General features: G+C 64.1%; 12 protein-coding genes. 7 read left to right on the top strand and 5 right to left on the bottom strand.

The features are described 5' to 3' along the window. The first annotated feature begins 56 nt into the window (after positions 1-56). Both PspCFBP13528_RS09160 and PspCFBP13528_RS09155 read left to right on the top strand, forming a co-directional pair. On the top strand, positions 57-2,828 hold the full coding sequence (locus PspCFBP13528_RS09160; RefSeq protein WP_065951449.1) for a hybrid sensor histidine kinase/response regulator: 2,772 nt from the start codon (positions 57-59) through the stop codon (positions 2,826-2,828). Positions 2,829-2,989: 161 nt separating this feature from the next. Continuing rightward, positions 2,990-3,586 (top strand): MarC family protein, encoded by a 597-nt coding sequence (locus PspCFBP13528_RS09155; protein WP_065883442.1) that lies wholly within the window; start codon positions 2,990-2,992, stop codon positions 3,584-3,586. Here the strand turns inward: PspCFBP13528_RS09155 and PspCFBP13528_RS09150 are convergent. The 5 genes from PspCFBP13528_RS09150 to cobG form a co-directional block, all read right to left on the bottom strand. Further along, positions 3,583-4,362 (bottom strand): hypothetical protein, encoded by a 780-nt coding sequence (locus PspCFBP13528_RS09150; protein WP_101218864.1) that lies wholly within the window; start codon positions 4,360-4,362, stop codon positions 3,583-3,585. The genes PspCFBP13528_RS09155 and PspCFBP13528_RS09150 overlap by 4 nt on opposite strands. Positions 4,363-4,599: 237 nt before the next feature. Continuing rightward, positions 4,600-6,237 carry a precorrin-3B C(17)-methyltransferase gene (cobJ, locus tag PspCFBP13528_RS09145; RefSeq protein ID WP_137200034.1) on the bottom strand — a complete coding sequence of 546 codons (1,638 nt, stop codon included), beginning with the start codon at positions 6,235-6,237 and terminating at the stop codon, positions 4,600-4,602. Then, the gene (locus tag PspCFBP13528_RS09140) at positions 6,237-6,968 is read right to left on the bottom strand and encodes a precorrin-2 C(20)-methyltransferase (protein WP_101218866.1); all 732 of its coding nucleotides are present in this window, start codon (positions 6,966-6,968) and stop codon (positions 6,237-6,239) included. Before PspCFBP13528_RS09140 ends, cobJ begins: the two co-directional genes overlap by 1 nt. Then, on the bottom strand, positions 6,968-7,594 hold the full coding sequence (locus tag PspCFBP13528_RS09135; protein WP_065951453.1) for a precorrin-8X methylmutase: 627 nt from the start codon (positions 7,592-7,594) through the stop codon (positions 6,968-6,970). Before PspCFBP13528_RS09135 ends, PspCFBP13528_RS09140 begins: the two co-directional genes overlap by 1 nt. Beyond that, positions 7,587-8,933: a precorrin-3B synthase gene (gene cobG / locus PspCFBP13528_RS09130; protein ID WP_137200033.1), complete on the bottom strand. Its 1,347-nt coding sequence runs from the start codon at positions 8,931-8,933 to the stop codon at positions 7,587-7,589. The genes PspCFBP13528_RS09135 and cobG overlap by 8 nt, the downstream gene beginning before the upstream one ends. Positions 8,934-8,971: 38 nt before the next feature. Between cobG and cbiE the strand changes: the two genes are divergently transcribed. From cbiE to PspCFBP13528_RS09105, 5 genes are all read left to right on the top strand, one after another. Beyond that, positions 8,972-10,177 (top strand): precorrin-6y C5,15-methyltransferase (decarboxylating) subunit CbiE, encoded by a 1,206-nt coding sequence (cbiE, locus tag PspCFBP13528_RS09125; protein ID WP_137200032.1) that lies wholly within the window; start codon positions 8,972-8,974, stop codon positions 10,175-10,177. Beyond that, positions 10,174-10,893, top strand: coding sequence for a cobalt-precorrin-6A reductase (locus tag PspCFBP13528_RS09120; RefSeq protein WP_137200030.1), 720 nt, complete (start codon positions 10,174-10,176; stop codon positions 10,891-10,893). The genes cbiE and PspCFBP13528_RS09120 overlap by 4 nt, the downstream gene beginning before the upstream one ends. A 199-nt stretch (positions 10,894-11,092) precedes the next feature. Continuing rightward, positions 11,093-11,485: a DUF2946 domain-containing protein gene (locus PspCFBP13528_RS09115; RefSeq protein WP_065951457.1), complete on the top strand. Its 393-nt coding sequence runs from the start codon at positions 11,093-11,095 to the stop codon at positions 11,483-11,485. A gap of 47 nt (positions 11,486-11,532) precedes the next feature. Continuing rightward, complete coding sequence (locus PspCFBP13528_RS09110; RefSeq protein WP_065951458.1) at positions 11,533-12,015, top strand: copper chaperone PCu(A)C; 483 nt, start codon at positions 11,533-11,535, stop codon at positions 12,013-12,015. A 9-nt stretch (positions 12,016-12,024) separates the two neighbouring features. After that, positions 12,025-12,414, top strand: a complete 390-nt coding sequence (locus PspCFBP13528_RS09105) for a DUF2946 domain-containing protein (RefSeq protein WP_241669074.1) — start codon at positions 12,025-12,027, stop codon at positions 12,412-12,414. Positions 12,415-12,479 lie beyond the last annotated feature (65 nt).

The raw sequence follows: 12,479 nt of genomic DNA, 5'->3' as shown, positions 1-12,479 counted from the left end.
CTCATGCCGCCCCGCGCATAGTTAACCCGTGCATTCACCTACGAAGGGACTTCGCCGTGCGCTGGCTCAGGATCGCCTTAGCTTTTACAGTCAGTCTACTGACCCTGCTCTGCCTGGTCCCGGCTCAAGCCGCGGCGCAAGGCAGTGGTTGGGCAGTATTGCTCGATGATCAGGCCGACCTGCAACTGAGCGACATCCGCTCCTCACGCTATACCAATCAATTCAGCCCCATCGAACTGGACCGGATTACCGCCGCGCAGCCGGACGGTGCGTTGTGGGTGCGCTTCAAGCTGCAACCGGGCAAGCATGAACAGGTGCTGCGGGTGTTCGCCCCGGACTTGTCGAGCCTGAGCCTGTATGTGCTGGACGGCGACACCCTGGTGGAACAGCAAACCACCGGCACGCGCCAACCCCAGGCCGAGCGCCCGCTGCCCAGCAGTGACTTCATGCTGCCGATGCCACAGAGCCAGCGCCCGCTCGAGGTTTACCTGCGCCTGGTGTCGGAGCACGAGCTACGCCCCTATATCACCCTGGAGCCCGCCGTACTCGCCGCCGCCAACCAGAACCAGACGCTGGTCTACGGCTTGCTGTTCGGCGTCCTGCTGATGTTGATCCTGCATAACCTCACGCGGTTCGCCTACCACCGCTCGCGCAGCAGCCTGTGGCTGGCCGCGTGTGAATGCCTGCTGATGCTCAGCCTGGCGCTGTTGCTCAACGTGGTGGGGCCATGGCTGCCCAACTGGCACGCAATCCAGACCCCCGGCGCCTACCTCGCCCTGCTGCTGACCGCGCCGTGCGGGCTGATGTTTGCCTATCGCTTCTTCATGCCCCTGGGCCCGCACCCGCTGAACAAACTGTTGATGGCCGACATACTGTTGATCGTGCTGTGTGGCCTGCTGCTGTTGTTCGTCAACACCCTGCCGCTGAACATCATCACTTATGCCCTGGTGGCGCTGGCCGGCCTGAGCATGCTGTTTGTCTCGGCCTATCACTGGCAACAGGGCTATCGCCCGGCGCGCCTGTTCGTGGCGGGGATGGTGGTGTTCAACATCGGCACGCTGATCATTCTTCCCGCCCTGCTCGGCCTCACGCTGGTGGCACCGCAAGGCCTGATCATCACCCTGCTGAGTTTCATTTGCATCAGCGGTCTGCTGATGAGCCTGGCCCTCGGCGAACGCCAGCGCGCCATTGTTGAAACCCGCTTCAGCCTCAGCCGCGACCTGGCCGCGAGCAACGCCGAAATCGCGGCCAAGGCCGAGTTCCTGGCGAAGATCAGCCACGAAATCCGCACGCCCATGAACGGCGTGCTGGGCATGACCGAGTTGCTGCTGGGCACGCCGTTGTCGGTGAAACAACGCGACTACGTGCAGACCATCCACAGCGCCGGCAACGAGTTGCTCACCCTGATCAACGAAATCCTCGACATCTCCAAGCTCGAATCGGGGCAGATCGAACTCGATGATGTGCAGTTCGACCTCAACGCGCTGATCGACGACTGCTTGAGCATCTTCCGCGCCAAGGCCGAGCAGCAGAATGTCGAGCTGATCAGCTTTATCCAGCCCCAGGTGCCGCGCGTGATCAGCGGTGACCCGACACGCCTGCGCCAGGCGCTGCTGAGCCTGCTGGAAAACGCCCTGCATAAGACCGACGAGGGCGAAGTGCTGATCGTCGTTGCCCTCGACGAGCGCAGCAGCAAGCCGCGCCTGCGCATTGCAGTGCAAGACAGCGGCGTGCCCATGGAAGCCGCCGAGCGCGACGCCCTGTTGCACAGCGAACTGCACAGCAAGAACTTCCTCTCGGCGACACGCTTGAGCGGCCACCTGGGCCTGGTGATCGCACGCCAGCTGGTCCTGTTGATGAACGGCGAATTCGGCGTCAAGAGCGGCAGCCACCAGGGCAGCACCCTGTGGCTGACACTGCCCCTTGACCCGGAACGCCTCGAGCACCCGACCTCCGATCTCGACGGCCCGCTCAAGGACGCGCGCGTATTGGTGGTGGACGACAACGACACCTGCCGCAAGGTGCTGCTGCAGCAATGCTCGGCCTGGGGCCTGAACGTCAGCGCCGTGGCTTCGGGCAAAGAGGCCCTGGCCCTGCTGCGCACCAAGGCGCACCTGCGCGATTACTTCGACGTGGTGTTGCTGGACCAGAACATGCCCGGCATGACCGGCATGCAACTGGCGGCCAAGATCAAGGAAGACCCGAGCCTGAACCACGATATCCTGCTGATCATGCTCACCGGCATCAGCAACGCGCCGAGCAAGATCATCGCGCGTAACTGCGGGATCAAGCGCATCCTCGCCAAACCGGTGGCCGGTTATACGCTCAAGACCACCCTGGCCGACGAACTGACCCAGCGCAGCAAAGGCGCAGCCCTCCCACGCCCCGCTCCCGCCGCGCCGGCAGCCATTACCGTGCCCAGCGACTTCCGCATCCTGGTGGCCGAGGACAACAGTATTTCCACCAAAGTGATACGCGGCATGCTCGGCAAGCTCAACCTCAACCCGGATACCGCCAGCAACGGCGAAGAAGCGTTGGAGGCAATGAAAGCCCAGCGCTATGACCTGGTGCTGATGGACTGTGAAATGCCGATCCTCGACGGTTTCTCCGCCACCCAGCAGCTACGCGCGTGGGAAGTCAGCCACCAGCGTGTCCGCACGCCGGTGGTGGCGCTCACGGCGCATATTCTCTCGGAACATAAAGAACGCGCGCGCCAGGCCGGGATGGACGGGCATATGGCCAAGCCGGTGGAGCTGTCACAGTTGCGCGAGCTGGTGGACTATTGGGTTGTACAGCGCCAGCAACGCCCGGAACACGCTCCGTCCTAATTGCAATGCACTCAAATGTGGGAGGGGGCTTGCCCCCGATTGCGGTGTGTCAGTTACAAATAAGCTGACTGTCACACTGCTATCGGGGGCGAGCCCCCTCCCACATTTGATTCGCGTCGCCTGATAGACTCACTGCACGTCCACCGCCCGCGAGTCCCCCCATGCTCCACGTGTTATTCAGCGTTTACCTGAAGATGCTGGTGCTCTACAGCCCGTTCTTCGTCCTGTCCTGCTTTATCAGCCTGACTCGCGGCTATTCCAGCAAGGAGCGGCGGCGCCTGGCGTGGAAAGTCGCGTTGGCGACGCTGGTGTCGAGCGTGCTGCTGTACCTGTTCGGCCGGGTTATTTTCAGTGTGTTCGGCATCACCGTGGACGCGTTCCGCATCGGCGCCGGCAGCGTGCTGTTTATCTCCGCCCTGGGTATGGCCCAGGGCAAATCGGCGGTGCAAACCGATAACGTGCAGCAGGACGTGACCATCGTACCGCTGACCATCCCGCTCACGGTCGGCCCCGGCACCATCGGTGCGTTGCTGGTAATGGGGGTGAGCCAGCCCCATTGGGACGACAAGCTCACCGCCATCCTCAGCATCGCCCTGGCCAGTCTCACGGTGGGTGTGGTGCTGTACCTGTCCAATCGGATCGAACGCATTCTTGGCGACCAGGGCTTGCAGATTGTCAGTCGGTTGATGGGCTTGTTCGTGTGCGCCCTGGCCGCGCAAATTATCTTTACCGGGGTCCGTGGCTATCTGGTGACCTAGATCCGGTATTTGGCAATGGCCGACTGCACGTTGTCACCCGCACTGTCGCGCATCAGCTGGATAGTCTTTTCGTTGACCACCGAGGTATTGAGCACCAGGCAGGTCTGCCCGCTGAAGGCCTCGAACGATGAGCTGTCCCATTCAAGGAACGGCAACCCCACCTGTTTGCTCACGCCGTGGCTGCTGTAGGTCACCAATACCATCATCACTTGGCCATTGGTTTCAGCACAGGACGCCACGCCGAAGTCACCTCCTTCGTGCACGCTGCTGTTGCGCTTGAACAAATCGAAAGAGGCCGGCTGTTGCTTCATGGCCTCCAGCGCATCGGCGGCCAGTTTCGGCAGCAGGCTGAGCAGCGGCCCCGACAGCGACATCGAGGCGAGCATCGCGCCGATGATATTCAGCGCCGCCAGTTGCACCGTCAGTCCTTTGCCGGCGCGTGAAACGCGCTCGAAGCTTCTGCGCAACGGCAGCCAGCCGAGGCTGACCATGACGTTGATAAATTCGTCGTACCACGCCTCAGTGCCGCGCTGCACCTTCAATACATCGCTCACGTAACGGCTGGCCAGCAGGTAGCTTTTACGGATGTACTCGCGGTTAAGCCCGGACAGCCCCTCGGCAAAAGAAATCACCCCGTTGTTGACCACTGCCGCATTGCAGTCATCTTCGGTGTCCAGCGGTAAAGTCGCGGGCGTGCCCGGCGCACCCGGCAATTTGTAAGCGGCAATCAGCTTGCGCCGTTTTGTACTGTTGATCCTTCTGTGGTGTCGCTCCATTTCCAATTCTCCACGTACACCCCGACTCGGGGCTTGTAACCACACTAGTCCAGTCACCGACAGGCTTTCCAGGCGACAAACATCCCTTGGCGCGGCCCGGCAAAACGTGCCGGCCAGCTATAACGCGGCATGAAGGATGAGTCTCGTTGTTTCGTCGTGAAAAAAAGAAAAAGCCCCGAACGACAACAGGAAAATCCCTGTGTCATTCGGAGCTTTCGGGCCGCCGCCGAGCTGTTTTCAGCAGGCGGGTTTATCGCCGTACCAGCGCGGGGTGTACACCCACTCGCCGCCACCGGCACGCGCAAAGGTGCAGGTGGTGGACGAGCCGATCAGCACCATGGTGCGCATGTCCACCTGGTCCGGGGCCAGTTGACCCAACGTGGTGACGCGCAGCGTCTGGCCCGGGCGACCGATGTCACGGCCCAGCACCACCGGCGTTTCAGGGGTGCGGTGCTGTGCGACGATCTCCAGCGCACGCCCCAATTGCCACGGCCGCGCACGGGAAATCGGGTTGTAGAATGCCAGGGCCAGGTCAGCCTGGGACGCGAGGTCCAGACGCTTTTCGATGATCGACCACGGCTTGAGGTTATCCGACAGCGACATCACACAGAAGTCATGCCCCAGCGGCGCCCCGGCCTGGGCAGCGGTGGCCAGGGAAGCCGAGACGCCCGGCAGGATTTGCAGGTCGACCTGGTGCCAGGCCGGGTCGCTGGACTCATGCAACGCCTCGATCACCGCAGCGGCCATGGCGAACACACCCGGGTCGCCGGACGACACCACCACCACCGAGCGTCCTTGGGCGGCCAGTTCGAAGGCGTGACGGGCGCGCTGCATTTCTTCACGGTTGTCCGTGCAGTGCTGCACCTGATCATCACGGAACGGCCCGGCCATGCGCACGTAGGTTTCGTAGCCCAGCACATCGGTGCAGCGCGCCAACTCGGCCTTGACCGCCGGCACCATCAATTCAGCGGCCCCCGGGCCAAGCCCGATCACGGCAAGGCGCCCGCGTGGGCGACCGACCTGTGACACGTCCAACGGCTGTTCAGCCACGCTGAGGCTGATGTCCGCCTGCGGCTCGACCTTGGCGAACCGCAGCGGTACGCCCAGTTCCAACGCGGCCTCATGCAGCGACGCTTCGGCCATCTGCAGATCGCTGGCGAGCAGGCACGCCAGCGATTGCACGGCAACGCCTGCCTCATGCAAGGCCGTGCGCACACGTGCGGCCAGGTGCACGCCTGGCTTGCAGGTGGCGCAGACGGTTTTCGGATAAATCACCAATTCGTTGGCGGCGGGCACGCGCTCGGCACTGCCCACATGGATCGCCAGGCGCGCCTGCGGGGACTGCGGCAAGTTGGCCTGCGCAAGCCAGGGCGCCGCGCCTTCAATGCGCACGCTTTCACCAGCGAGCAGGTCCGAGACAAAGCGCTTGCCCAGCTCCAGGTCCGCCAACTCATAGCCCTTGGGCGGGTTGAGCAGGCAGGTGCCGAACCGCAACTCGCCGCTGGTGGTGATCGCCGCCGTCACTCCCAACGCGGCGGCGATCTCCCGCGCCATCACATTTACACCGCCCAGCCCCCCCAGCAGTGGCACCACGGCGCTGCCGTCTTCGGCAACGGCCAGCACGGCGGGCTCCTCACCTTTTTCAAGCAGCAGCGGCGCGAGGGTACGGATGACGATGCCGGCGGCGCACAGCGCAATCAGCGGCGTCCCCTGCTGGTAGAGCTGGCGCAGTGTGGCGCCGAATTCAGGGTAGCTCTGGTCCGCGCCGTCTACCCGGCCGGTCAGGCCGTGGATCAATGCCGTCGGGTAACGCTGCTGGATCTTGCGCGCAGTCGCCAGGCTACCCTGGCCCAGAATGACAATCGCCGGGCTCATCAACCTTGCCACCGTTCACCGGGCACGATGATCAACGAAAAGTACGGTGACGACATCGGCTCCACCTGGTCCAGCGGCACGATTTTCTGATTGGCCATGGTGGCGCGCTCCACGTACAGCGCGCGCCCGGCCAGACCGAGTTCTTCCAGTACCTGGCGCACCTTGTGGAAGTTGCGCCCCAACTTCATGATCACCGCCGCGTCGGCATCCGCCAGCCGGCGCTTGAGGTCGTCGTGCGGCAACACGCCCGACAGCACCGACAGGCTCTGGTTGCGATACACCAGCGGCGCGCCCAATACCGAAGCACCGCCCAGCATCGAACACACGCCCGGGATGACGTGCGCTTCATAGCGCTCGGCGAGGCGGTCATGCAGGTACATATAAGAGCCGTAGAAGAACGGGTCGCCTTCACAGATCACTGCCACATCGCGGCCCGCATCCAGGTGCGCGGCCACGTCGACGCTGGCGGTATCGTAGAAGTCGCTGATCACTTGCTCATAGGACAGCGGCGCCGGCAGCGCCTCGGTGGTCACCGGGTACACCAGGGGCATCAGGGTTTGTTGCGGCACCAGATGGTCCTCGATGATGCCGAACGCGTTGCCCTTCTTGCCCTTGGCCACGAAGTACGCCACCACGGGCGACTCGCGCAGCAGGCGCAGGGCCTTGAGGGTGATCAGCTCCGGGTCGCCGGGCCCTACGCCCAGGCCGATCAGACGTCCGCGTGGCTGCATTATTCGACCTCCGTGGCGAGCGCATTGACGGCGGCGGCGGCCATGGCACTGCCGCCCAGGCGGCCCTGCATAATCACGAACGGCACGCCACGGCTGTCGGCGGCGAGCATCGCCTTGGATTCGGCGGCACCGACAAAGCCCACCGGGAAACCGAGGATCAACGCCGGTTTCGGCGCACCGGCGTCGAGCATTTCCAGCAGGTAGAACAAGGCGGTCGGCGCGTTGCCGATCACCACCACGCTGCCTGCCAGGTGCGGGCGCCACAATTCCAGCGCAGCGGCGGAGCGGGTATTGCCCAACTCCCGCGCCAGCTCGGGCACGCTGTCGTCACGCAGGGTGCAGATCACCGCGTTATTGGCCGGCAGGCGCGTACGGGTCACGCCTTCGGAAACCATCCGCGCATCGCATAAAATCGGTGCACCGGCCGCGAGCGCATCGCGCCCGGCCTTGCCCGCGCCTTCGGAGAATTGCAGGCCGTCGATCGCCTCGACCATGCCGCAGGCATGAATCACCCGCACCGCGAGTTTTTCCAGATCGGCCGGGATGCGGTCCAGGTTGGCTTCCGCGCGAATAATGGCGAAGGAGTTGCGATAGATCTCCTGACCGTCGCGGATGTAATCAATCATCGGTGTTGCTCCGTGGGCGAGCGCGTAACAGGGCGCCCGCCGCTTCAATGGAAAGAGTGCGCGCGTGCAGCCGGCCAAAACCTGAATGGGCGGCGTCGCGAAAATAGAGGTCGTAGTGGCCGGGGCTCACCGCCAGCAAGGTGACCGGCGCGGTGTGCGCGGCGGCGCAGGAGCGCGGGCAACCGGACAGGTGCACCTCGACGCCGGGCTGCAAGGCGGCCAGTTGCACCGCATCGGCCTTGGTATCGGCCAGGCCCTTGCCGCAACCGCTGGAACCGGTGCAGGCGATCATGCGGGCCAAGGGCTGGTCGATTGAACAGAGAAAGCCCAGTTGCCCCAAGCGTTCGGTGACGGCGCCAGGGCGCTCAATGTTAGGCAGCAGCACACCCTGCCAGGGCGTGAAGCGCAACGTGCCATCGCCGTACTCGCTGGCCAGCTGCGCGGCGCCCTGAAGCATCAGCGGATCCAGGCGACCCAGTGGCGCGACTGCCGCGACGTAGAACTGATTCTTCTGGGGCTGGGGATAACTTCCGATGTGCAGCAACGCACCACCGGCCGGGCGTTTGAAGCCCCGGGCCGACAGCAGCGGCAGGCTCAGGCGGCTCAATAACTTATCCACAGCCAGATGACGCATGCGCGTTTGCTCGGGCGTCGCCAGGTCGAGAAAAGCCTCCAGCACCGCCACCACCAGTGCATGGCCCTGGTTCAGCGGCACGGCCGCCACGGGCGCATTCAGGCCGGGGCAGCCGGCCAGGCCGAACGCCAGCAGCGTCTGCCCCTCGCGCACAAACGCCGACAGCCACAGGTCATGATGATGCTCGAGCATCGCCAGGGCTTCACCGCCGTCCAGCTGCACGGCGAACTTGGCCGACAATTGTTGAAAGCGCGGATGGTTTTCCAACGTGGCGAGGATCTGCGCGGCCAGCGGGCGGGTGTCGAACAGCATCTGTGAATCGATGCCGGCGCTGGGGCTGAGCATCAGGTTGCGCACGTCATCACCGGCCGCATTGCTCGGACCGAGGCCGGCCGCCAGCAGCGTTGCGATCAAGGCGTCCTGCTCGGCGCCGATCCCGCGAATCTGCAGGTTGGCCCGATTGGTCGCCTCGATCACCCCGCCCGCGTAAGCCTGGGCAGCGTCCGCCACGGCGTTGGCCTGGGCCGCGGTAATCGAACCACCGGCCAGTTTGACCCGGCAAATGCCACCGTCCAACGCCTGGACAATACGCAGCAACCCCGGACAAGCCGAGGGGCGCAAGGTATTCACAGCGGGCGTTGAGTTCACGGGGCTACCGGTTGACGGGTAAAGGCGCGGTATTATGCCTGCTTTGTCCGACGGCATGAAAAGCCTGCCCGTCGGATGTCGTTCAAGGAATTGCTATGTCGCCCTGGCTGACGGTTGTAGGCATCGGTGAAGACGGCTTCAAGGGCCTGGGCAGAAATGCCCGGCACGCCCTGTTGCACGCCACGCGGATTATAGGCGGCCAACGCCAGTTGGACCTGTTGCCGGTGTGTATTCGCGGCGAGCGCCATCTGTGGCCGAGTCCGTTTTCCCTGGAGCCGGTGCTGGCACAGCGCGGCGAACCGGTGTGTGTGCTGGCCAGCGGAGATCCGATGTTTTATGGCGTGGGCGCCAGTTTGGCGCGCCAGATTGCGGCGGATGAGTTGCTGATTTTACCGGCGCCGTCGTCGGTGTCCCTGGCAGCGGCGCGGTTGGGCTGGCCGTTGCAGGACGTGGTGACGGTATCCGTGGTGGCCCGCCCCTTCGCGGCAATCAACGCGCACCTGGCCAGCGGTGTGCGCTTGTTAGTACTGAGCAATGATGGTGGCAGCCCGGCGTTGATTGCTGCGTTATTGACGGAGGCCGGGTTTGGGCCCAGCCGATTGACGGTGTTTGAACACTTGGGCGGCGCGAACGAGCGGCGCGTCGACGGCCTGGCCGCAGACTGGCAACACCCCGGCTCTGCCGATCTGAACCTGGTCGCCATCGATTGCCTGGCCTCCAGCGACACGCCACCTCTGTCGCGCCTGGCAGGCCTGCCGGACTCGGCGTTCCAGCACGACGGCCAACTGACCAAACGCGATGTGCGCGCCATGACCCTCGCCCGCCTCGCGCCGATGCCCGGCGAACTGCTGTGGGATGTGGGTGCGGGCAGCGGTTCCATCGGCATCGAATGGATGCGTACGCATCCCAGCTGCCGTGCGCTGGCGATTGAGGCCGACACTGGCCGCCAAGGCCTGATCGAACACAATCGCGACGCCCTCGGCGTGCCCGGCCTGCACCTGATTCGCGGCAAAGCCCCGGACGCGTTGCACGGCCTGCCGGTACCCGACGCCATCTTCATCGGCGGCGGCCTCACCCGCGACGGCGTGCTCGATACCTGCTGGCAACAATTGCGGCCCGGTGGCCGGTTGGTCGCCAATGCGGTGACCCTGCAAAGTGAAATGACCTTGATGAACTGGCGCGCCGAGCATGGCGGCGAACTGACCCGCATCCACGTGGCCCAGGCGCAGCCATTGGGCGACTTCGATACCTGGCGCCAGGCGTTGCCGATCACGCTGCTGGAAGTGATCAAGCCGCTATGAAAAGGATTCTGCTGCTGGGCGGCGTGACGGAAGCGCTGGCCATTGCTCGCACCTTGGGGCCGGCGCATATCTACAGCCTGGCCGGTGTGGGCCGTGTGCCGACCGACCTGACCTGCCAGGTTCGCGTCGGGGGGTATGGAGGCGCTGAAGGGCTGGCGCAGTTTGTTCGTGATGAACGTATCAGCCTGATCCTCGATGCCACCCATCCGTATGCGGCGCAGATCAGCCACAACGCGGCCCGGGCTGCACAGTTGTGCGCTGTGCCGTGCTGGGCATTGCGACGTCCGGCGTGGCAACCGCAGGCGGGGGATGATTGGCGCGACGTGTCTGACTGGGCTGAGCTGATCGAAGCGTTGAAGCCCTTCAAGCGCCCGCTGTTCACCTTGGGCCGCGAACCGTTGCAGCATCTCGACGAAATCCCTGCCGACCAGTTCTGGACGCTGCGAGCGCTGGATGTGTACCCGGGCAATGAGCGGTGTGAAGTGATCGGCGCGCGCGGGCCGTTTCTCGTCGAGGATGAGCGGGCGTTATTCGAACGACGCCGAATTGACGTGCTGATCAGCAAGAACAGCGGCAGCACCGCCACCGAGCCGAAGCTGGAAGTGGCGCGGGAGTGTGGGGTGCCGGTGTTGGTGTTGAAGCGGCCGGTGTTGGCGGCGGTGGATCAAGAGTTCACCACCGTAACGGCGGTGCTACAGGCCATACACCCCCGCTAAGCAACACCGACCTGATGTGGGAGGGGGCTTGCCCCCTCCCACACTTGACCTGCGCAGCCTTGAAGTTCGGCACCCACTCAATTCCCCGTCTATCCTCAAACCCGGCACTGCGACACCAAACCACACCACGCGTTTTTACTTATCCCCCTCGATCAGGCTAAATACCCGCCTGATCGTTTAACCCTACGGATTATCCGCCATGGCCCGTCAACGCTTTGCAATTGCCTGGATCGCCTGCCTTGCAGTGCTGTTCAATGCGTTTGCCATGCCGCTGGCCAGTGCGATGCAGCAGACCGATGACCCGGTCAAGCGCCTGATGTGGGGCGGGTTCTGTTCATCCAATGGCGCCAGCCTGCAGGCCGTTGCCCTGGGCAAGCTGGAACTCCCGGCACCGGCGGACGATCACTCCGCCATGCAGCATTGCTGGTGTTGCTCGGGCTCGGCGCCGTGGGTGGCGCTGCCGGGGCATGGGCCGCAGGTGTATGTGACGCGGTTCGATACGGTCCACAGCCTGGCGCCGCGATCCTTGCAAACTCCCACCCCGCGCCAGCAATGGCCGAGCCTCAACCCCCGCGCCTCTCCAACGGTCTGATCGTCTTCGCAAGTGAACTGCGTTTAGAACCGTTCCGGAGAACTGCCATGCTTAAATCTTCCCTGCTTCTGGCGGCCTTGCTGCTGCCGGTGTTCAGTGCTGCCAATGCCGAGGATTACAAGGCCGGTGACCTGTTGGTCAGCGACCCCTGGTCCCAGGAGTTGCCACCGAATGCGCCCACCGTCGCGGCGTACTTTGTGATTCATAACACCGGGGCTACCCCGGATCGCCTGCTCAGCGTTGAAACCAGCGTCGCCGAGAAAGCCGAACTGCACGAGCATGTGATGCAAGGCGACCTGATGAAGATGCAGCAAGTACCCAGCGTTGCCGTACCGGCCAAGGGTGAACTGACTTTCGCGCCGATGGCCTATCACGTGATGCTGCTGGGCCTCAAGGACCGCAGCCTGTTGGCCGATGGCAAGCAGTTCCCACTGACCCTGACCTTCGAAAAAGCCGGCAAGGTCCAAGTGCAAGTGTCGGTGCAGAAAGCGCCGCCGATGGCCGGCCATGGGCCTGTGCACGCCCAGTAAGCCCATCCGATGGGCGCCCGCAGCGCCAGGTTATCTCCACACCGCCGCCTGATGCGCGGCAGTTGGATCAGCCTGTTCGCCATGCTGATGATTTTTATCGGTCCGCTGATTTCCCAAGCGATGCCGATGGATCATCACGCCGGTATGTCCATGGACATGCCCGCGTGCCACGGCGAGCCCAAGCCGAGCAAAGCCCCCGACGAACATCATGTTCTCTGGGAAAAATGCGGCTATTGCAGCTTGCTGTTCAGTTGCCCGGCCCTGCCCGGCAGCATCTCCTACGTCACGCTCGGCACCCCGCCGCCAGCCAACGCGCTCATTCCCACGCCGCGCCTGGGCCATGCCGGGCAGAGCATCTTCCCCGGCGCCCGCAGTCGTGCGCCGCCCATCGCGTCGTAAGCCCTTCACCGCGCTACTTCACCCCGGCCGACTTCAAACAGACAGCCGCAGGCTGCTGGCCGTGT

This window comes from Pseudomonas sp. CFBP13528, from assembly GCF_005233615.1.
GTDB classification, from domain to species: domain Bacteria; phylum Pseudomonadota; class Gammaproteobacteria; order Pseudomonadales; family Pseudomonadaceae; genus Aquipseudomonas; species Aquipseudomonas fluorescens_AM.
This window is presented reverse-complemented; position numbering and strand designations above follow the sequence as displayed.

What these genes read in the sequence shown, in the direction of transcription:
- PspCFBP13528_RS09155 (WP_065883442.1), top strand. Translation starts at nt 2,990, where the DNA reads ATGCTCCACGTGTTATTCAGCGTTTACCTGAAGATGCTGGTGCTCTAC.
- PspCFBP13528_RS09150 (WP_101218864.1), bottom strand. Translation starts at nt 4,362, where the DNA reads ATGGAGCGACACCACAGAAGGATCAACAGTACAAAACGGCGCAAGCTG.
- cobJ (WP_137200034.1), bottom strand. Translation starts at nt 6,237, where the DNA reads ATGAGCCCGGCGATTGTCATTCTGGGCCAGGGTAGCCTGGCGACTGCG.
- PspCFBP13528_RS09140 (WP_101218866.1), bottom strand. Translation starts at nt 6,968, where the DNA reads ATGCAGCCACGCGGACGTCTGATCGGCCTGGGCGTAGGGCCCGGCGAC.
- PspCFBP13528_RS09135 (WP_065951453.1), bottom strand. Translation starts at nt 7,594, where the DNA reads ATGATTGATTACATCCGCGACGGTCAGGAGATCTATCGCAACTCCTTC.
- cobG (WP_137200033.1), bottom strand. Translation starts at nt 8,933, where the DNA reads ATGCCGTCGGACAAAGCAGGCATAATACCGCGCCTTTACCCGTCAACC.
- cbiE (WP_137200032.1), top strand. Translation starts at nt 8,972, where the DNA reads ATGTCGCCCTGGCTGACGGTTGTAGGCATCGGTGAAGACGGCTTCAAG.
- PspCFBP13528_RS09120 (WP_137200030.1), top strand. Translation starts at nt 10,174, where the DNA reads ATGAAAAGGATTCTGCTGCTGGGCGGCGTGACGGAAGCGCTGGCCATT.
- PspCFBP13528_RS09115 (WP_065951457.1), top strand. Translation starts at nt 11,093, where the DNA reads ATGGCCCGTCAACGCTTTGCAATTGCCTGGATCGCCTGCCTTGCAGTG.
- PspCFBP13528_RS09110 (WP_065951458.1), top strand. Translation starts at nt 11,533, where the DNA reads ATGCTTAAATCTTCCCTGCTTCTGGCGGCCTTGCTGCTGCCGGTGTTC.
- PspCFBP13528_RS09105 (WP_241669074.1), top strand. Translation starts at nt 12,025, where the DNA reads ATGGGCGCCCGCAGCGCCAGGTTATCTCCACACCGCCGCCTGATGCGC.